The 20,956-nt window shown below is 60.5% G+C and carries 10 protein-coding genes and 1 pseudogene; 6 read left to right on the forward strand and 5 right to left on the reverse strand.

What is annotated here, in order from left to right:
• Nucleotides 1–11: 11 nt before the first annotated feature.
• Genes ACA075_RS18690 through ACA075_RS18710 form a run of 5 tightly spaced genes read left to right on the forward strand, consistent with a single transcriptional unit; the run spans nucleotide 12 to nucleotide 7,159 of the window.
• Nucleotides 12–2,126: a glycosyl transferase family protein gene (locus ACA075_RS18690; RefSeq protein WP_497294514.1), complete on the forward strand. Its 2,115-nt coding sequence runs from the start codon at nucleotides 12–14 to the stop codon at nucleotides 2,124–2,126.
• A complete protein-coding gene (locus ACA075_RS18695; protein WP_497294515.1) occupies nucleotides 2,123–4,666 on the forward strand; it encodes a bacteriophage N4 adsorption protein A in 2,544 nt (847 codons plus the stop codon). The genes ACA075_RS18690 and ACA075_RS18695 overlap by 4 nt, the downstream gene beginning before the upstream one ends.
• Before the next feature lie 8 nt (nucleotides 4,667–4,674).
• Entirely contained in the window at nucleotides 4,675–5,328 is a 654-nt protein-coding gene (locus ACA075_RS18700) for an alginate O-acetyltransferase AlgF (RefSeq protein ID WP_497294517.1), read from the forward strand.
• An 8-nt stretch (nucleotides 5,329–5,336) separates the two neighbouring features.
• A complete protein-coding gene (locus tag ACA075_RS18705; protein ID WP_497294519.1) occupies nucleotides 5,337–6,299 on the forward strand; it encodes an alginate O-acetyltransferase AlgX-related protein in 963 nt (320 codons plus the stop codon).
• On the forward strand, nucleotides 6,296–7,159 hold the full coding sequence (locus ACA075_RS18710) for an alpha-amylase family protein (protein WP_497294521.1): 864 nt from the start codon (nucleotides 6,296–6,298) through the stop codon (nucleotides 7,157–7,159). Before ACA075_RS18705 ends, ACA075_RS18710 begins: the two co-directional genes overlap by 4 nt.
• A 26-nt stretch (nucleotides 7,160–7,185) precedes the next feature.
• On the opposite strand, the gene ACA075_RS18715 is transcribed toward ACA075_RS18710, so the two are convergent.
• The 5 genes and pseudogenes from ACA075_RS18715 to ACA075_RS18735 form a co-directional block, all read right to left on the reverse strand.
• The gene (locus ACA075_RS18715; protein WP_497294522.1) at nucleotides 7,186–7,665 is read right to left on the reverse strand and encodes a VOC family protein; all 480 of its coding nucleotides are present in this window, start codon (nucleotides 7,663–7,665) and stop codon (nucleotides 7,186–7,188) included.
• A 47-nt stretch (nucleotides 7,666–7,712) separates the two neighbouring features.
• A complete protein-coding gene (locus ACA075_RS18720; RefSeq protein WP_497294523.1) occupies nucleotides 7,713–8,921 on the reverse strand; it encodes an MFS transporter in 1,209 nt (402 codons plus the stop codon).
• A 171-nt stretch (nucleotides 8,922–9,092) separates the two neighbouring features.
• Nucleotides 9,093–18,191 (reverse strand): annotated as a pseudogene (locus tag ACA075_RS18725) (non-ribosomal peptide synthetase); the annotation flags it as partial.
• Nucleotides 18,192–18,822: 631 nt separating this feature from the next.
• Nucleotides 18,823–19,212, reverse strand: coding sequence for a c-type cytochrome (locus ACA075_RS18730; RefSeq protein WP_497294524.1), 390 nt, complete (start codon nucleotides 19,210–19,212; stop codon nucleotides 18,823–18,825).
• 36 nt (nucleotides 19,213–19,248) lie between these two features.
• Complete coding sequence (locus ACA075_RS18735; protein ID WP_497294525.1) at nucleotides 19,249–20,214, reverse strand: GlxA family transcriptional regulator; 966 nt, start codon at nucleotides 20,212–20,214, stop codon at nucleotides 19,249–19,251.
• Between the two features lie 106 nt (nucleotides 20,215–20,320).
• Here ACA075_RS18735 and ACA075_RS18740 point away from each other — a divergent pair, with 106 nt between their 5' ends.
• Nucleotides 20,321–20,896, forward strand: coding sequence for a thioesterase family protein (locus tag ACA075_RS18740; protein WP_497294527.1), 576 nt, complete (start codon nucleotides 20,321–20,323; stop codon nucleotides 20,894–20,896).
• The last annotated feature ends 60 nt before the right edge of the window (nucleotides 20,897–20,956 follow it).

The raw sequence follows: 20,956 nt of genomic DNA on the forward strand, positions 1-20,956 counted from the left end.
GGAACCCTTCGATGACGTCGCTTTATTGGCCCTATTGGCTGGCCCACTACTACAGCTTCCTGGAGTTCTCGACCATTGTGGTCGCGGTGCTGATCCTGATTTCCAGCCTGGATGACCTGTTCATTGACCTGTGGTACTGGTCCCGCCGCCTGTTTCGCAAGTTCACCGCGGACCGCAAATACCGGCCGCTGACCGCCGAGCAGTTGATGGCCCGGGATGAACAGCCGCTGGCAATCATGGTCCCGGCCTGGCTGGAATATGACGTCATCGCGCCGATGATCGAAAACATGGTGTCGACCCTCGATTACCAGAACTATGTGGTTTTCGTCGGCACCTACATCAACGACCAGCGCACCATCGATGAAGTCGAACGCATGCGTCGACGCTACAAGCAGTTGCATCGCGTGGAAGTCCCGCATGCCGGGCCGACCTGCAAGGCCGACTGTCTGAACTGGGTGATCCAGGCGATTTTCCTGCACGAGAAAACCCACGGCATGACCTTCGCTGGCGTCGTGCTGCACGACAGCGAAGACGTGCTGCACCCGATGGAATTGCGGCTGTTCAACTACTTGCTGCCGCGCAAGGACATGATCCAGTTGCCCGTGGTGTCGCTGGAGCGCAACTGGTACGAATGGGTTGCTGGCACCTACATGGACGAATTTGCCGAATGGCATGGCAAGGATCTGGTGGTGCGTGAAAGCATGACCGACACGGTGCCCTCCGCCGGCGTCGGCACCTGTTTTTCCCATCGTGCCCTGCGTGTGCTGGCCGGGGAAACCCAGAACCAGCCGTTCAACACCGACAGCCTCACAGAGGACTACGACGTCGGCGCACGCCTGGCCAAGGTCGGCATGAACGCGATCTTCGTGCGCTTCCCGGTGCAATTTCGTGTGCTGCGCAAATCCTGGTTTCGCAAGCCTTACGAATCGACCTTGAAGATGCCGTTGTGTGTACGGGAATTTTTCCCCGACACCTTCCGCACCGCGTTCCGCCAGAAGGCTCGCTGGACACTCGGCATCGGCCTGCAAGGCTGGGAGCAAATGGGCTGGAATGGTTCACTGGCCAACCGCTATTTGCTGTTTCGTGACCGCAAAGGCGTGGTGACGGCGTTCGTCAGCATCATCGCCTACGTGATTCTGGTGCAGCTATTGGGCCTGATCATCTTGCGCCAGAGCGGCCTGTGGGACGTGAGTTTCCCGACTCCATTTGAGTCCAATAGCTTCATCAAATACTTGCTGCTGGGCAACGGTGTCGCGCTGGCCTGGCGCATCGCCCACCGCTGTTATTTCACCACGGTGCTGTACGGTTGGCAGCACGGTCTGCTGTCGATCCCGCGCATGGTCGTGGGCAACTTCGTCAACTTCATGGCCGCGTCACGGGCCTGGCGCATGTTCCTGGTCGGCAAGGTCATGAACCGCAAACTGGTGTGGGACAAGACCATGCACGACTTCCCGTCCACTGACCTGGTTGCCGCCGCACCGCGCAAGCTGGGCAGCGTATTGCTGTCCTGGCAGGCGATCAACGAAAGCGACCTGCAAAGCGCCCTCGCCGAACAGAAAACCCGGCACATGCCATTGGGGCGGATCTTGCTCAGCAATGGCTGGCTGGACGACGAGACACTGGCCGAAGCCATCGCTTTCCAAAATGACCTGCCGCGAGTGTTCGATGTGGCCCATAAGGCGCAAGCATCGACCCTGACCCTGGACGATGAATTCGCCCTGCGCTGGCGTGTGGTGCCGGTGGGCTTGAATGCTGAAGGCCGGGCGCAACTGGCCGTGGCCAGTCCGTTGCCGGCCGAAGGTCTGCAACAAGTCAGCGAGGTGCTGGGCAGCGAACCGGTGCAGTTGATTGCCCGGGAAAGCGAAATCGTCGCGCAGTTGCGCCTGATGAACGTGCGCGAAGGCCAATCCGTACCGGATGCCCGTGCGCCACTGCTGGGTGACCTGTTGATCGAAATGGGCCTGCTGGATCGCGACGTGTTCAACCACACCATGTTGCAGTACCGCCCGCAGCGTCACGGACGCATCGGCGACTATCTGGTCGACAGCGGCGTGCTGCCCCGCGCCACCATCGAAAAGGCCGTGGCACGCCAGCACAGCCACTACCCTGCGGAGCTTCCGGCATGAATCGCCCCTTGCTGACCCTCATGGCCACAGGGCTGAGCCTGATACCGACGCTGGCTCATGCCGAGACGCTACCATTGCCGTTGACCGGCCCGGCCTATGTCACCGCCAACGAGGCATACAGCGCCTACGAGCGCAAAGACTACGACCTGGCCATCGCCAAGGCTCGCGAAGCGTTGCGTCAGCGCGCCGACATCACCCGTTTGAACACGCTGATCGTGCTGGCGCAACGCGACAAGGACCTGCGCGATCATCCCAAGCGCTACCCGCAGTCGCGTCAGGCGCCGGGTTTCGGCGCCGCCGCCCAAGCTTTCAAGGCCTATGATCGCGACGATTTCGGCGCGGCGGCACAGGCGTCACGCAAAGCCATCGCTCAGGCACCCAAGCGCATGGATTATCGACTGCTGCTGATCGAGTCGTTGCAGCGTCAACAACATCTTCAAGAAGCGGATCAAGCCACCACCCAGGCACTCGCCGTATTCCCGGACGACGACACCTTGCTGATGCGCCGCGAAGCGATTCGTCGGCAATTGGCGGCGCCGCTGGCAGTCGAGGGTTATCGCGCCCTGGAGCAAGGCCAGGTTCCGTTGGCCGTGGACCGGGCCAGGAAAGCCGTCGCCTGGGCGCCGGAGATCGGCGCCAATCAGCAACTGCTGATCAGCGCCCTGCTCGCGGCCAAGGATTACCGAGGGGCCGAGCTGGCCGCGTCCGGCGCACTGGCGCAGGACGATGGTGAAATTGCACCGTGGATTCTGCGCAGCTACGCCCTTGATCGTCAGGGCAAAACAGCGGCGGCCCAAGCTGACCTGAACCAGGCTCTGGCGATCGATGGTCTGCTGGAAACGGAAACCCGTGACATTCGTTTCTTCGCCGCCGACGCCGCGCTGGCCCATGGCGAGCCTCAGCGGGCGCTCGATCAGCTGCAGCCTTTGGCCGACGACGAAGGCGGCGAAGTGGCCCGCCGACGTACCGCCGCCCGAATGGCGCTCAGGCAAAAAAACAATGGGTTGAACGCTGTTGCCCAGTTCCCGGCCCCGGCTTTGAACTGTCAGGAAACGGCCTTTGGCCTGGTCTGTGATATCTGGCCGGGCAACCAGCGCGACGGCGGAACCGACAAGGCCGGCCAGGCCTACGCCGCCCTCGCCAGCAAGGACCCCGCCTCAGCCGTCGTCCTGGCCAACGAAGCCATTGCCCGTGCGCCGCAGAATCCGGCGTATCGGCGACTGCTCGTCAGCGCCTTGAGTGACCAGAAACGAGTGCCAGAAGCTATCGCGGCAGCCAGCGAAGGCCTCAAGCTCACCGGCGATGACGCGCGGCTACTGGCCCAACGCGGTCGTCTGCGCCAGCAATCAGGTGACGACGCCGGGGCCCGTCAGGACTTTACCCAGGCCTTGGCGCTGGGCAGCCTGCCCGCTTACGAAGAAGCCAGTCTGTATAGCGCGATCGGCCAGCGCCGAACCGCGCGCGAGCGCCTGCAACAAGCGCGGGACACCGGCGAACTGGAATCGATGAGCGACCTGCAAATCGCCTACTTGTCGGTCCAGGCCGGCGACGATGATGCGGCCCACGCATCGTTCCGCAAAGCCGATGCCGACACCCGACTCACGCCGACCGCCACTCAGGATGCCGCCTACAACGCCATGCGGGTCAACGAGGACGAGCAAGCCGTCAGCTACTTCAAGCGCGTCATCGACGCCAACAATGCCGGTGAACTGAACATGCCGCCGCAGCAGCTGTTCGACACCCGTCGCGCCGTGGCCGATGTATCGCGCACCTGGGGTTTGACCAACACCACCAGTTATCGCGGCAACAGCACCAGCAGCGGCCTGAGTTCGGCCCCGAGCGGCGGCAATAGCAGCAATGACAGCCTGCAAAACAGCACCGAACTGTCATGGCGCCCTTTGGGCTATCGCAACGCACGTTTTGTCGAACTCTACGGCCGCGTCACCGACACGCTGTGGAGCAAGAACAGCGATTCGGACACCGGTTTCGATGCGCTGCAAGGCGCGGTGGGTGTGCGGGTCAAACCCTTCACGTCGCTGAACGTGATGGCCGCCGTCGAGCGCACGTTCCCTCTGGGATCGTCGGACGTCGACGGTGACTGGCTGCTGCGTCTGGGCTATGGCGCAAGCGTCGGAACCGACCTGCGTGTGGATGCTTCCAGCTGGTGGACTTCGCAGTTGTTCGCCGAGGCCGGGCATTACGTCAACGACTCGCGGGACTATTTCAACAGCGAATGGCAGGTCGGTCGCAGCTATGCCATCGGTGGCACGGGCTCGCGCTGGGTGACGTTCCCCCATGTGGTGGCCGCGTTCGATTACGACTCGAAGATGAACAGCGGGACCGACTCCGACGGCAAGACAGACTCATCGTCCGGCAAGGCCGGTGGCATCGGTGTCGGCAACAACGTGCGCTACTGGTTCCGCGAAGATGCGTACAACGCGCCCCGCTCCTATGTCGACTTCTCCCTGCAGTACCGCGTCAAGGTACTGGGCGATGATCGCGCTCAAGGTGTCTTTGGTCGCCTGACTTATTCCTATTGAGGACGTGCATGAACATTCGATTCTTTTTGTGGCTGGGACTTGGCCTGAGCCCGATGTGGGCAAACGCCGCCCCTGAAATTGCCCAGTTGTACGCGCCAAAACTGCCCGAGGGTTCGGCCTGGGTGCGAGTGGTCAACCCCTCCGACACCGCCATGCAGGTCGAAGTGGGCCAGGGCGCGAGTTTCGCCCTTTCCACCCAGGCGACGGTGGCCAGTCCTTTTCAGGTTGTGGACTCGCGACAGCCGCTACAAGTGACCGTCAACGGTCGCGAGATAAAGGGCCTGAGCGCGCCGAAAAGTGCGTGGGTCACGCTGATTCTCGACAGCGACCCGGCACGGGCACCCCGCCTGGTCATCGATCCGCCGCTGCGCGGCAAAGACCTGCGCGCCGAACTCAATATCTACAACCTGGCCAACGGTTGCGAAAAGGCCGAGGTCAAACTGGCTAACCATGCCCCGGTGTTCAATCAGGTGCCGTTCAACGGCCAGGCCCAGCGCACGATCAACCCGGTGCAAGCGACGCTGGTTGCCAGTTGCGAGCAGAACATCAGCCTGCCGTTCAAGCTGGCGCCCTTCAAGGCCGGTGATCGTTACAGCCTGTTCCTGGTCGGTTCCCGGCAGGCTCCACGCCTGATCGGCCTTGTCGACCAGACCGCGCCATGATCCTTGCAATGAAGTCTCGCTTGCCGGTTGCAGCCATGATCGCCGGTGTGTTGTTGAGTCTGTCAGGCCCCGGCGTTGAAGCGGCCTCGGCGGTCATCACTGGCGAAGGTGGCTGGCTGTTCCCGGCCTGGGAAAGCTTGAGTAAGGTCGATAACCCCGGCATGGACCGCAACATTGCGCTGGTGAAACAACTCCAGCAGAACCTTGCCCGGGAACACATCAGTCTGGTCGTATTGGTGGTGCCGATGAAAGCGCCGTTTTATGCCTCGCGCCTGCCCGCCAATCAGCCCTTGAGCCCGGTCGTGATGCAGCGCTACGAGCACTTGCAGAGCGACCTGACCCAGGCAGGCCTGACCACGCTGAACATCAAGCCCGTCCTGCAACGCACCGAACACGGCAAACTGACTGCGTTTTACCGCGCCGACTACCACTGGACAGCCTGGAGCGCGGAAAACACCGCCGACGCCACGGCGCAACTGATTACCGAGCGTTACCGTCTGCAAGGCGAACCCGGCGGTGGCGCGGCGCTGGGCGACTGGTTCGACCGACGCGCGTTCGGTGATCTGGCGAGCAATTTCCTGCCGGCCATCAAGCGTAAATCGATTGGTCGCGACATCTACACCGTTCGCCATCAGGCACAGAACGACTTGCTGATCGATGACGCACCGGCACCGGTTCAGGTGATCGGCAACAGCTTCGTCCAGCCTTACTTGGGCTTCACGCAAAAGCTTTCCAATGCCCTTGACCGTCCCGTCGCGCTGACCTGGAATCCTGGCGATGTCGGCCCATGGGCTACGCTGCTGCAATACTTGGAGTCTGCGGATTTCGCCCAACACAAACCGCAGGTGATCGTCTGGCAATTCAACGAGGGCCAATTTCACCTGGGCCCCGATGCTGCAGGCCAGTGGAACGCCAAAGGCGTCACCTCGCTGAGCCAATGGCATCAGCGCATCAACAAGGCCCTTCCGTGAACATTCTTGGTTACACCGCCAGTCGCGCGACCGTTGTGGGTCTGTTGTTTACCGTCATTCTCGGCACCGGGACCGGCGTGCTCTACGTGACGGACAAAAAGGCTCAGCCCCCAGGGATCGTCGGCATCGTCTGGCAGCCGGACAACAAGACCGTCGGCATCAACGGCCATTGGGAAAAACTTGGGGCCCGTGAACTGCTTGTGCAGTGGACCGTCGTCGACGATCAGGCATTCGTTGCCGGGACCGGCCTGCCCAGCGTACCGGTTCTGCCCGATTGGGCACGAATCGCCAAGGCCCCTTGGGCGCAAGACGTCATCCTCGGCCTGGCCGGTTATTTCAGCGAGAACCGCTCACGGGACAACATCGAGCAATTGGCTGCAGTCTCGGAACGCATTGCCAAATTGCCGACGCCCTTGCACGTCACCGGCTGGTATTTCCCCGCCGAAGTCGACCCCAGCTGGACCCGCGCCAAGGAACTGCCCGCCCTGCTGGCCAAGCTACCGCGACCGTTATGGATCAGCGTGTATGACGGCGCCAACATCGGTCCCGTTGCCACGGCTGAATGGCTCAAGCAGTGGCTGCCGAATGACATTGGCGTGTTCTTCCAGGACGGCGTCGGTGTCTACGCCCGCACTGCACCGGTCGCCAGGACATACGCTGACGCCTTGCGCCAGCGCCTGGGCAAAGACCGGGTGCGAATCATCGTCGAAGCCTTCCGGCCCAACTTCGGTGGTGGATTCCGCTCCGCGACCGCCGCCGAGCTCAAACCGCAATTGGCGGCCTATGACGGCTATCCGCTGTACCTGTTCGACGGACCGCACTACGTGACGCCAAAGCTGGTGGAGCAACTGGCGCGATAACATCGATCACGCAGCGTCAGGCCGGGTTAACCCTTGACCGCCGCTTCGATCGCCGCGACGTCGATTTTCCCCATCTGCATCATGGCGTTGAACGCGCGCTTGGCCGCCGCTGGATCAGGATTGTTGATGGCGTCCGTCAACACCCGGGGCGTGATCTGCCACGACAGACCCCATTTGTCCTGGCACCAGCCACAGACGTTTTCCTGACCGCCGTTTCCGACAATCGCGTTCCATAAGCGGTCGGTTTCGGCCTGGTCGTCGGTCGCCACCTGGAAGGAGAACGCCTCATTGTGCTTGACCCCCGAGCCACCGTTCAAGCCGAGACACGGAATGCCCATCACTGTGAACTCGACCGTCAACACATCGCCCTGCTTGCCCGCCGGATAGTCGTCAGGCGCGCGAAGGATGGTGCCCACCGCGCTGTCGGGAAACGTCTCGGCGTAGAACGTCGCGGCGTCCAGCGCGGCGCCGTCGTACCAGAGGCAAATCGTGTTTTTGCTGACCATGCTGGTTCTCCAATATTGGGGAATGAATGATCATTCTAGCTGGCTGATTACTGGAAACTCGGCTCAGCACACACCGCAGACGTGGCACGAAGTGTCCGCAGCCCCAACAGCACGATCACCACCATGATCAGCCCCGCGCCGATGGCGACGCCGAACCCTGCCCGTGCGCCATAGGCGTCGACGACCAGACCCGCGAGTACGCCACCGAGCGCCACGCCGATGCTGATGCCCGTCGTCATCCACGTCAGGCCTTCTGTGATCCTGGACGGTGGAACGATGATCGTGCCGAGGTTCATGACGACGACCATCGTTGGCGCGAACGACATGCCTGCCACAAACAGCATCCCGGAAAGGATGTAGACATCCGGCGAGAACATGGGCAAGACGGCTGTGACTGCCGTGATCAGTACCCCGACGAAGAACTGCTTTTCGATCGACAAGGAGACCCTCAACGCGCCGAACGTCAGGCCCGCGATCATTGAGCCGAGCGCATAGGCTGCGAGGATGAAGCTGGCGGACGCTGGCCAGTCTTGTGCGTTGGCGAAGGCCACCACCGCCACATCAATTGATCCGCCAATCACCCCCATCGCCAAGAGTGCCAGAACGATGGTGCGAACGCCGGGAATCAGCAAAGTCGAGCCGGTGCTCTTCCTGACGCCCACGACCACCTTCGGTTCTGTCTGCTTTTGCAGAAGAAAAGCGGTCACGCCGATGACCAGCAGCAAGACCGCGACAAGAGGTCCGGCTTCGGCGAAAAAGCTGACGCTCAAACCAATGGCAAGGGGTGGACCGATAATGAACGCGAGTTCAGTCAGCACAGTGTCCAGGGAGAAGGCCGTGTGCAGCTGCGGCTTGCCACGGAAAAGCTGTGTCCAGCGTGCTCTTATCATCGCGGGCATGCTGGGCATCGTGCCCGCCAGTGCTGCAAGAATAAACAGCAGTGGGGTCGGCGCCCTCATAGAGACGGCAACGATCAGCGCCAGCAACATACCAATGCTGAAGGTGGTCACTAAGGGCAGCACCCGACTCTGCCCCCGCTGATCGACGAGCTTCGACACGTGCGGGCCGATCAGCGCATTTGCCAGGGTAAAGGTACCGGCGACCGAGCCAGCCAGCCAATACAGACCCGTCTGCTGCACCAACATGGTAATGATGCCGATGCCGATCATTGCCTGCGGCAGACGGGCAATGGAACTCGCGATCACCAACCCCATGACGCCTGGGGTGGTGAGCAGTTCGCGGTAGGGATTTGCCATGATTTCTCCTTTTTATAATGCTTCGCTGATGGGTACCCCGCTGCACGCACGCAAACTATTGCGGGCGGCTTATCGGCGACTCAATGGCGCATGTGAACAAGCACGCAAGCGAGGCAGTTACAACCGTTGTAACAGCCCGCTTGCAAGCCGATGAGCGTTACGCTCGACCGCTTACAAAAGCGCTCGACTGAACGCTTCTGCCAAGTGTTTGCGATGACTGATGTCCTCCATCATGGACACATGCGTGCCTGGAATAGAAACCGAACTTATCGCCAGATCCGGCAATAATTCTCTCCACCCCCCGACCATATCCACCTGCGGCAGACGGGTACGCTCACGGTCAGCCGCGTAGAAATGGTAGAGATTGATCGGCAATGGCGAGGGCTTATAGGCGCCGGCAATCTGTGAAAAATGATAAATGGCTTGCCATTTGATTGTTTCCAGCAAGAGGTCGGCATTTGAGTCATAGCCACCCAGATCCTGGGCTTTTTTAATCAGCTCAGCCAACTCGTCAGCCTCATTCAGCCCATCGAATTTATGACAATCAGCCTCCGGGGCCACCGCCTTAAAATGCTCAATAAAGTACTGCTTTATGTCTCGGTTCTTATAAAGCAACTTATGAGGCGCAGGCACGTCAACAAACCCTAAAAACTCGACACTCGCTTCTTTGCGCATCAGCGCGTGGGCGATGGCATAAGCGAGGATCCCGCCAGAGGAATAGCCTGCGATTCGATACGGCCCTTCCGGCTGGATCGCCTGGATGAGCGGGATCATTCGTTCGGCCATATCCTCCATGGATTGAGGTTGCGGCTCACCAATGGCCGACCACGGCAATACGTGGATCGGGCAGCTCACCCGGAGCTGTTGCGCCAGCGATATCGCATACGAATAATCAGCCAGTCCCGACGGCACAAAAAAGACCGGAGGCTCAGTCCCGTCCGCACGCACCGTGATCGCTCCGACAGGCGGCTTGAGCGCAGGAGACTGTGCGATCCGAGAAGCAAGATTAGCCAATCGCGGGTGTTCAAAAATGTCGCTCAGCGAACACTCCAGACCATAACGCCTGACTCTTTGCATCAGCTGGACGGCCATGAGCGAATGGCCGCCGAGGGCGAAGAAGTTGTCATGGCGACCGACCTGCTCAACCCCGAGCAGTTCTGACCAAAGCGCGGTGAGGATCGTCTCGATCTCACCTTGCGGTTCCTCATACACCGCATGGGCAAAGGCCTCGCCCTCAGGAGCAGGCAATGCCTTGCGATCCAGCTTGCCATTAGGGGTGAGCGGCAAGCGTTCGATCAACACAAAGGCCGACGGCACCATGTAGTCGGGTAAACATTCACTCAGGTAATCACGCAGTCGTCCTGCCAGCGGCAAACCGGCCTCTGGCTGAGCCACGACATAAGCGACCAGTCGCTTGTCCGGGTCGACGCCTTGCACCTCCACAACCGCTTCGCGGATGGAAGGATGCCCGGTCAATATGGCTGCGATTTCACCCGGTTCGATCCGCAAGCCGCGGATCTTGACCTGATCGTCGTTGCGGCCCAGGAACACCAGGTTTCCGTTGGGCAGATAGCGGGCCAAATCCCCCGTCTTATACATCCGCGCGTCAGGCTTGCCGGCGAATGGATCGAGCAAGAAGCGCTCAGCCGTCAGTTCGGGCAGGTTCAGGTATCCACGTGCAACTCCAGTGCCCCCGATGTACATCTCACCCACCGCACCCAGCGGAACAGGCTCGCCATGCGCGTCCAGAAGATAAACGCGTGCGTTTGCAATCGGACGGCCTATCGGAACCGGATCAACGTCTGCAGAGGAACAGCGATGAACCGCCGCCCAGACGGTCGCCTCCGTCGGACCATACTCATTGAATAATTCAACGCGAGTGAATGCCGAGGTCACTTCCTGGACCAGCTTCGCAGGACATGTTTCACCCGCCACGATCACCTGACGCAGTTGTCCATAGCCGAGCTGGGCGACTTGCGGCAGAACCAGCCTTGCCAGAGACGGCACCATCAGCACTGAGGTGACTTGGTTTTCAATCAACAGCCTGCTGATGAGGTGTGGATCTACCACTGCATTGCTGCCTGGCAAACACAACGCACCACCGGTTGTTAACGTTCCGAAGATACCTGCCACGGAACTGTCAAACGCCACCGACGACAACAGTAAAAATACTGAATCGGTTCCCGGCTGATAGACCGTGGTCCGTGCCAGAGTCGACGCGATCAATCCACGGTGTTCGATCATGACGCCCTTGGGCTGTCCGGTTGAACCCGAGGTATAGATCAGATAAGCGAGGTTGCGCGGTGTGAGGCCCGGAATCTGGAGATTGCCTTCTGCTTCCGTCGGGACTTCATTGGGATCAAGCGCGGTATGGGCCTGCAACGCCTCACCCAGCGCCTGCCGTCCGGCCGCATCGGCCAGCACCAGGACCGGAGCGGTATCGGCCAGAATGTAAGCCAGTCGATCACCCGGATAGGCCGGATCAAGCGGCACATAAGCGCCGCCCGCCTTCAGGATTGCCAATAGGCCGACAACCATGCCTGCCGAACGCTCGACACAGATCGCCACCCGCTGGTCGGGCCCGACGCCCTGCTCGATCAACCGATGGGCCAGTCGATTGGCCCTGGCATTGAGCTCAGCGTAACTGAGGGTCCCTCCCTCAACGATCAGTGCCGTGGCCTCTGGATCGCGCGCCACTTGCGCCTCAAATAAATGATGAATGCACAGATGATCCGGGCAGGATGCATCCGTCGCGTTCCACGTCTTGAGCAGCAAGGTACGTTCAGATGCAGGCAGAATGTCCAGCTGTCGAACCGGGCGGTGCGGCGAGCGTTCCAGTGTCTGCGCCAAGCTGTCCAGCGCCTGCTCCATGTAGCCACACACGCGAGCGGAATCGAACGGCGCGACCACTTGGGTCGTCAACCCCAGTGAGTGACTGAAATCTTCCACGGACAAGGTGAACGGATAATTGGTCCGTTCTTGTTCACTCAAGAACTCGACGCCCGGCATTTTCCCCAGGGTCTGGACAATGTTGTCCGCACCCGCCAGATCGTTGTGCCGATAGTTGAGCAATGCGCTGAACAGCGGCGTACCGGTGGCGACCCCGCTGCACCTTTGTGCCAACGCCAACGAGGCATGCTCGTGGGCCAGCAGCTCGGCCAGTCGGGCATGAGCCTGCCGGACACTTTCAGCGGTCTCAATGCCGCCTGAGTCGAAGCGTATCGGCAGCGTGTTGATGAACATGCCCATGGCTCGATCCGACCCATCGCCCGCTTGCATGCGTCCGAACAGCACCGTCCCGAACACGACCTTTTCCTGGCCGCTGGTGCGTGCCAATACCTGGGCAAAGGCAACGTGACACAGACTGGCGAGACTCACATTCAATCGCCGCGCCTGCGCCCGCAGCCGATCATTGAGGTCGGCCGACACCATGCGGTGGGTCTGCCCTACCTGCGCGCCGTCCAGATGCACTTCCGCCAGTCCAAATGGCAACGTCGGCTCTTCGATGTCCGCCAGCATCGATTTGAAGAAACGCTCATGTTCCGCCACGCTCTTGCCCAAGCGCACCTGACCGATCAGGTTGCGGAACGGCTGAGGCGATGGCAGTTGCTCACCCCGACCGGCAAGGAAAGCTTGAACTTCGTTATAGAAAAACTGCAATGAAGAAGCATCGTCAATCAAGTGATGCTGCAGTTGCATCAGGATGAAGCGGCCTGCAACAGGATCATGGGCAACAATAAATCGCAGCACAGGGGCCTGGGTCAGGTCAATTCGGTGCCGGCAGGAATCAAAGCGCCGGGAAAGCTGTTCGGCAATGGCGCCATCGGCCGGATCGAGCACCACATCAGTGACCGAGAGTGGAGCCTGTCGCCACACCACTTGAGCGGCGCGAGACAACCCTTCCCAGACAAACGCGGTGCGCAAAATGTCGTGACGGTCGACCACCTGCTGAACGGCGCCGAGATAGCGTTGCAGTGTTTCACGATCAGCAAAGGCCATCTGGGCCACCAGCAAATAGGGGTCACCCTCCTTGGCCAGCATGTGGTGAAACAGGATGCCGTCCTGCATCGGTGAGAGTGCGTAAATATCCTGGACGTTGGCGGCGCCTCCAGGAACCTGCGCCACAATCAGGTCGATGTCCGACTGGCTGAGATCGATCAACGGCAGTAGTTCGGGGGTGATTGTGCTTGTCTCGGGCTTGATCCGGTTCGGCGGCACCACCACCTCTCGGTGCTGCCCAAGCGTGCTGGCCAGCACCGACAATATGGGGGTCTGGAACAGATCACGCACGGCAAGGCTCAAGCCTTGGCGGCGCAAGCGCTCGATCAACCGCACCGCCAAAAGTGAATGGCCGCCGAGGGCGAAGAAGTTGTCATGGCGGCCTACGTGCTCAACGCCAAGCAGCTCTGACCAGATCCCCGCAAGGGCCACTTCTGTCTCGCCCAACGGCGCCTCGTAGGCCGCATGGGCAAAGGCATCGCCTTCAGGAGCAGGCAACGCCCGCCGATCAAGCTTGCCATTACCTGTCAGGGGGAAGCTTTCCATCTGTACAAAGGCAGACGGCACCATGTAGTCGGGTAAACGGCTGCTCAGGTAATCACGCAACACGCCCGCCAGCGTCAAGCCGGCCTCCGCGTCTACCGACGCCTCCTCAACCTCGGGCTGCGCCACAACGTAAGCCACCAGGCGCTTGTCGGTTTTCTCGCCTTGTGCCACCACCACCGCCTCGCGGAGGGCGGGATGCTCGGCCAGTCGGGCCGCAATTTCACCCAGTTCGATTCGGAAGCCGCGGATCTTGACCTGATCATCATTGCGACCCAGGAACGCCAGATCGCCGTTCGGAAGATAACGGGCCAGGTCCCCCGACCGGTACATTCGCGCGTCTGCCTTGCCCGCAAAAGGGTCGTGCAGGAATCGCTCTGCCGTCAGCTCGGGACGGTTCAGGTAGCCGCGCGCCACCCCGGCGCCGCCGACGTACATTTCACCCACGGCCCCCATCGGGACTGGCTGGCCAAACGCATCCAGAAGATAGAGATTCAAATCCGGCAGACGCCGACCGATCACGCTGTCGTCTTGTTGCGCATCGGCTGAAGTCAGCGGGTACCAAGTGACGTGGACCGTAGTCTCCGTGATCCCGTACATGTTCACCAGTTGCGGGGCAGATTCGCCACGCATCCTGTACCAGTCGCGCAGGGTCGACGGTTGCAACGCTTCGCCGCCAAAGATGACGTAGCGCAAACGGTCCGATGAAGGTTGTGCATATTCCATCAAGGCGGTGAAGGCGCTTGGGGTCTGGTTCAGGACGGTGACGCCCTGCTCGCAAATCAACTGATAGAACGCTTGTGGAGAACGGGTAATCGCATGCGGGACCAGCACCAGGGTGCCGCCATAACGAAGGGCGCCCCACAATTCCCAGACCGAGAAGTCAAAGGCAAAGGAGTGGAACAGGCACCAGACGTCACTGGCGGCAAAACCAAAGCCGGCGTGTGTCGTGTCGAACAGGCGCGCCACCTGGGCGTGCTCGACCATGACGCCCTTGGGCTGCCCGGTTGAGCCAGAGGTGTAGATGATATAGGCGAGATTGTTGGGGGTAAGGTCGGAAACTTGAGGGTTGGCGTCCGCTGCAGCCTGGACCTCATTCGGATCGAGCACGGTAAAAGCCTGCAAAGCGTCGCCCAGCGCCTGGCGCCCGGCCGTATCAGCCAGCACCAGCACCGGGGCCGTATCGCCAAGAATGAACGCCAGTCGCTCTCCCGAGTACTCCGGGTCGAGCGGCACATAAGCGCCACCCGCCTTCAGGATCGCCATCAGGCCAACCACCATGGCCGCAGAGCGCTCGACACAGATCGCCACGCGCTGGTCAGGCCTGACGCCCAAAGCAATCAGCCGATGTGCCAGTCGATTAGCCCTGGCGTTGAGTTCGCCATAGCTGAGCGCCTCGCCCTCAAAGACCAGTGCAGTGGCTTCCGGGCTGCGCGCCACCTGCGCCTCGAACAGCTGATGCATACACAAATGAGCGGGACAGGCCTGATCCCTCGAATTCCACGTCTTGAGCAACAAGGTGCGCTCAGACACTTCAAGCAGGTCGATTTGGGCAACCGTCTGGCTGGCATCCCGTGTCATCTCGGCAAGCACAGCTTTCAGGTAACCCACATGTCGCTCGATCGTGCTCGCGTCAAACAACGCCGTCGCATAACCAAGAGCACCGATGATTCGATCGCCCGCCTCCGCCAGGTTCAGCTCCAGATCGAACCGGGCGACCTCATAGGAAGACCCCACCGGAATGGCTTCAAGGCCGGGCAAGGCCCATTGGCCGGCATCATGGTTTTGCCAGGCAAACACCACCTGGAACAGCGGCGTATGGCTCAATCGTCGTGGCGGCTGCGTTATCTCCACCACCTGCTCGAACGGCAGGTCCTGATGGTCTTGGGCCTTGAGTGCCCTCTCGCGAACTCGCGCAATGAGCTCCGCAACGCTCGGGTTGTCGCCAAGATCGATGCGCAGCGCCAGGGTGTTGACGAAGAAGCCGACCAGCGGCTCGATGTCGCAATGGCCACGGTTGGCACTTGGCGCTCCGATCACAATGTCTTCCTGCCCCGACAGGCGTGACAGCACGGCCGCCCAGGCCGACAGCACGGTCATGAACAGCGTTACCCCCTGCTGCTGGCTAAAGCGCTTGAGGGCGTTTGTCAGCTCGGCACTGAGTTCGATCGGCACAGAGGCGCCCACGACGGACTGTTGCTCAGGCCGACGCCGGTCGGTGGGCAGGTCGAGCAGCGTTGGCGCATTGACCAGCGCCTGCTTCCAGTAAGCCGCCTGCTCATTCAAGCGCTCCCCCGACAGCCATTGCCGCTGCCAGGCGGCATAGTCCGGATACTGGATCGCCAGCGGCGGCAATGGACTGGCCTGCTGGTTGCTGAATGCCGTGTACAGCGCACTCAACTCAGGCAAGAGAATGCCGAGCGACCAGCCATCCGAAACGATGTGGTGTTGTGTCAGCAACAATACATGCTCATGCACCGATGAGGCGGCAGGCACCCGGATCAGGCAAGCCCGGATCAGCGGCCCCGTAGCGAGATCAAAGGGTGCACGAGCTTCTTCGGTGCAAAGCCTTGCAAGCTCGGCTTCTGCACTCGATTCAAGAAGAACAATCCGGCGCAATGGCAAACCCTGGTCGCTGGCCAGCAGACGCACCTGGACCTCGCCCTCTTCGGTGACAAAGATCGAACGCAATGCCTCATGGCGCGACCACAGTGCGTCAAGGGCCTGTTGCAAGACCGTCACGTTCAACTGACCGCGCAATCTCAGGGCCAGGGGGATGTGATAGGCGTCGCTGATTCCACTGTCGAGCTGGGCCAGAAACCACAGTCGCTGCTGAGCAAAGGACAGCGGCAAGGGCTCATCGCGAGAGAGGGTCGTGATCGATGCACGCGCCACAGCGCCGCCGTTGCGCTGGGCTTCAATCGCCAACGCCACGGCCTTGAGCGTGGGAGACGCGAACAAGGTCGCGAGGGGCAACTCAGCCCCGAGGGTTGCTATGCGACTGACCAGCCGCACGGCCATGAGCGAATGGCCGCCCAGGGCGAAGAAGTCGTCATGACGACCGATGTGTTCAACACCAAGCAGCTCCGACCAGATCCCGGCCAGGATGACCTCGACCTCACCCAACGGCGCCTCGTAGGCCTCGCGGGCAAAGGCGCCCTCTTGCGGAACAGGCAATGCCTTGCGATCAAGCTTGCCATTGGCCGTCAGCGGGAAGCTTTCCATCTGCACAAAGGCAGATGGCACCATGTAGTCGGGTAAACGGTTACTCAGGTAATCACGCAGTGTTCCCGCCAGCGCCAAGCCCGTTGCAGACTCTACCGATGCGTCCTGAACCTCGGACTGCGCCAACACATAAGCCACCAGGCGCCTGTCGGTCTCCTCGCCTTGCGCCACCACCACCGCCTCGCGGAGGGCGGGATGCTCGGCCAGTTTGGCCGAAATCTCACCCAGTTCGATCCGGAAGCCACGGATCTTGACCTGGTCATCATTGCGACCCAGGAACGCCAGTCTCCCGTTCGGAAGATAACGAGCCAGGTCCCCCGACCGGTACATCCGCGCATCAGCCTTGCCCGCAAAAGGGTCGTGCAGGAATCGCTCTGCCGTCAGCTCGGGACGGTTCAGGTAGCCGCGGGCAACACCGGCGCCGCCGACGTACATTTCCCCCACTTCCCCCATCGGGACAGGCTGGCCATGCGCGTCCAGGAGATAGAGCGTCAAATCCGGCAGACATTGACCGATCACGCTGTCGGTTTGTTGCGCATCGGCTGACGTCAGCGGGTACCAAGTGACGTGGACCGTAGTCTCCGTGATCCCGTACATGTTCACCAGTTGCGGGGCCGATTCATCACGCACCCCATACCAGTCGCGCAGGGTCGACGGTTGCAGCGCTTCGCCGCCAAAAATGACGTAGCGCAGCCGGTCCGATGACGGTTTTACGTGTTCCATCAACGCGGTGAAGGCGCTCGGTGTCTGGTTCAGGACGGTGACGCCCTGCTCGCAAATCAACTGGTAGAACGCCTGCGGAGAGCGGGTAATGGCATGCGGGACCAACACCAGCGTGCCGCCATAACGAAGGGCGCCCCACAATTCCCAGACCGAGAAGTCGAAGGCAAAGGAGTGGAACAGGCACCAGACGTCATTGGTCGCAAAACCAAAGTGTGCGCATGTCGTGTCGAACAGGCGCACCACCTGGGCGTGCTCGACCATGACGCCTTTGGGCTGTCCGGTTGAGCCCGACGTGTAGATGATATAGGCGAGGTTGTTGGGGGTAAGGCCGGGAACTTGAGGGTTGGCGTCTGCTTCAGCCTGGGCCTCACGGGGATCAAGCACGGTGTAAGCCTGCAAAGCGTCCCCGAGTGCCTGGCGCCCGGCCGTATCAGCCAGGACCAGCACCGGAGCCGTATCGCCAAGAATGAACGCCAGTCGCTCCCCCGAGTTCTCGGGATCGAGCGGCACATAGGCGCCGCCCGCCTTCAGGATCGCCATCAGGCCCACCACCATCGCTGCCGAGCGCTCGACACAGATCGCCACGCGCTGGTCAGGCCTGACGCCCGAAGCAATCAACCGATGCGCCAGACGATTGGCCCTGACGTTGAGTTCGCCATAGCTGAGCGTCTCACCCTCAAAGACCAGCGCCGTGGCTTCAGGACTGCGTGCAACCTGGGCTTCGAATAGTTGATGAATACACAGATGAACAGAAAATTCAGACGTAACTCGGTCGTGCATCCTTGCCTCCAGAAGTGAACAACTCACTTCTATCGATTGTTCGCACTTACATCATGCAAGTGCAGTCCATGGAATATTATCTAATCAATCTAACCTGCCATCTTCCGCAAACTATCCAATGGCAACGCGTCGATAATTAGAACTAACTATTTAGGGCAGGCCTGTCCGCCAACCCCCTCTTACCCGTGTTATCACACATAACCAACATCAACCAAAACGCCCACCCCAGACAGCTCGCAGCTAACAAACACGGTGAATTCACGGCGCATGAAAAACAACATTCACGGCCATAAAACCAGAATATTTTGTTTCTGCACTAGAGATACATGTTGATCTTTTAAATGATTTGGCAAGAGGGTTTCTATCCGGTTTCAGCTACGGGATCCAGCGACACCAAGAGTCTACCCCTGAAACATCGAAGTCAATACCGGGCGAAAAATGACACATCCTAACGAAGTAAAACCGCCCCATGCGGCGGTTATCCGGTTCGATTATGAGTGTGAAAAATCATGGTTTCGTGAGTTTTTGTAGGTGCCTTCCTACATATAGATTGCCATGGAACGCACGTCGCCTTGCTGAGGGTGGTTCCGACCGCCTGCTCGAAAGCCGCGCTGCGTCAATGCAGGGTGCCCTACTGCGGCTGAAAGGTCTGAAGATACGCCAACAGGTTTTCAATCTTCTGCGGATCGCTGAGCCCCCAGAAAATCATCCGGGTACCGGGCACCACTTCCTTTGGATCTTCGAGGTACGCGGTCAGGGTCTCGCGTGTCCAGACGATGCCGGCCGATTTCATAGCGTCGGAGTATTGATAATCCGTCGTGCTACCCGACGGACGTCCAAAAATGCCATTGAGTTGCGGCCCGAACGAACCGCGCGCCGACTCCCCGATTTGATGGCAGCCGCCGCATATCCGTTTGAACAGCGTCGCGCCCGCTTCGGGATCGCCGGTCGCTTGTGCCTGCGCGCTGAACAACCCGGCAGTGACTAGCAAGACCAGGGTGAGTGCTGCGGCTTTCTTCATGTCCTGCTCCAGATCATCTGTGGCTTATCGTGTGAATCAACTCGTACCCGGTTGAAACTTCTTCCTGTAAGCCGCCGGCAGCAAACCCACTCGCTGGCGGAAAAGTCTACGGAATGAATTGCCATCTTCGTAGCCCACGGCGTAAGTGATGCTGTCCAGTGTCATTCGCGTGGATTCAAGCAACTGCTTGGCCTTCTCCAGACGCAGGGTTTGCAGGTAGGTAATCGGCGTGTACCCGGTGGCGTCCTTGAAGCGCCTCTTGAAGTTGCGCACACCGAAACCGAATCGCTGGGCGACATCATCAATCAGCAGCGGTTGATCGAAATGTGCCTCCAGCCAGTTTTGCGATCGCAGGATATCGCCATCCCCGTGGCTCTTGGGCAAAGACCACATGACGTACACCGATTGCTCGCTGCGCACCGTGTCGACCAACAGGTATTTGCCACACTTCTGCGCCAGATCCAAGGAGGCGAACCGGCGCACGATGTGCAGCAACAGGTCCATGGCCGCACTCGCGCCGCCGCTGGTGATCAGGCGATTGTCCTCGCAGAGGATCTGCGTCTCCTCCAGACAGACCTCGGCATACCGACGACGAAACAGATCTGCAAAAGCCCAGTGCGTGGTTGCGCGAACGCCGTCCAGCAGGCCCGTTTCGGCCAGCATGAACGCCGCCGTACACATAGAAGCCACCACGGCCCCCTGCGAGTGCTGTTGACGCAGCCATGGCCCGTAAGCCGAAAACGCCGGCAAGGCGTCCTTCAGGGTGAAGAGAAATCCGGGGATCAACACCAGGTCGGTTCGCGGGATCTCGCCGGTGGACAGGTCCGCGCGTAGCGTTTGCCCTCCCCACGCGGCGACATCATTGCCATCGAGTGAGGCGCTGACGACTTCAAAAGGTGCGCCGGGCGTGTCTGCGAACAGGTTGGCGGCGCTTAGCACTTCCAGGGCCAGGGTGGCGCTGGCAGCGGAACATTGGTCCGCGAGTAAAAGCGTGACGTGCATAAATGATCCAATTGCGCTTTTCGCATGAAAAAAGTCATTTGCGCACCTACCTTACCTGATCCCTCCTGCCTAAAGTGCACCGGTCACTCAAATCATCGGCGTACTTATGAATCTCTGGTTCCGACTGTTCCTCATGCTGTTTCGTCGTCCGTGGCGCAAGCCGGTTGATGCCTTGGCCACCACCGTCATCCGCCTGCGCGTCTGGCCACTCGACCTCGACCTCAACCGTCACGTGACCAATGGCCGCTATTTCACCCTGGCGGACATCGGGCGCATGGATTACGTGCTGCGCAGCGGCGCATTCCGGGTGGCGCTGCGTAACAAGGCGGTGCCGATCGTTGGCGATACCTGGGGCAAATTCCGTCGTGAGCTGAAGCTGTTAGAAGCGTTCGAGATTCACACCCGGATGCTGGGCTGGGACGATAAGTGGAGCTTTATGGAGCACCGCTTCGTGAGCAAGGGACGCGTGGTCGGCGTGGTGGTGATGCGCGGTCTGTTTCGCGCAGGCAAAGGCACGCTTGCACCCGGCGAGTTCGCCCGGGAACTGGGCCTGGCGGAACAATCGCCGCCGATGCCGCAGTGGGTGAAAGACTGGTCGCAAAGCTGCAACGACATGAGCCGCGAGCTTCGCGAGGAAGAGGGTCAGCCTGCCCGGCGCCCGCAGGCAGTCGAGGAAGTTTGAGGCTCCGCTGACAGCGACAAGCGCAGGCTCTATCCTGTACACCCTCGCAATTTCACCGGA

This window comes from Pseudomonas sp. LBUM1663 (genome assembly GCF_059695905.1).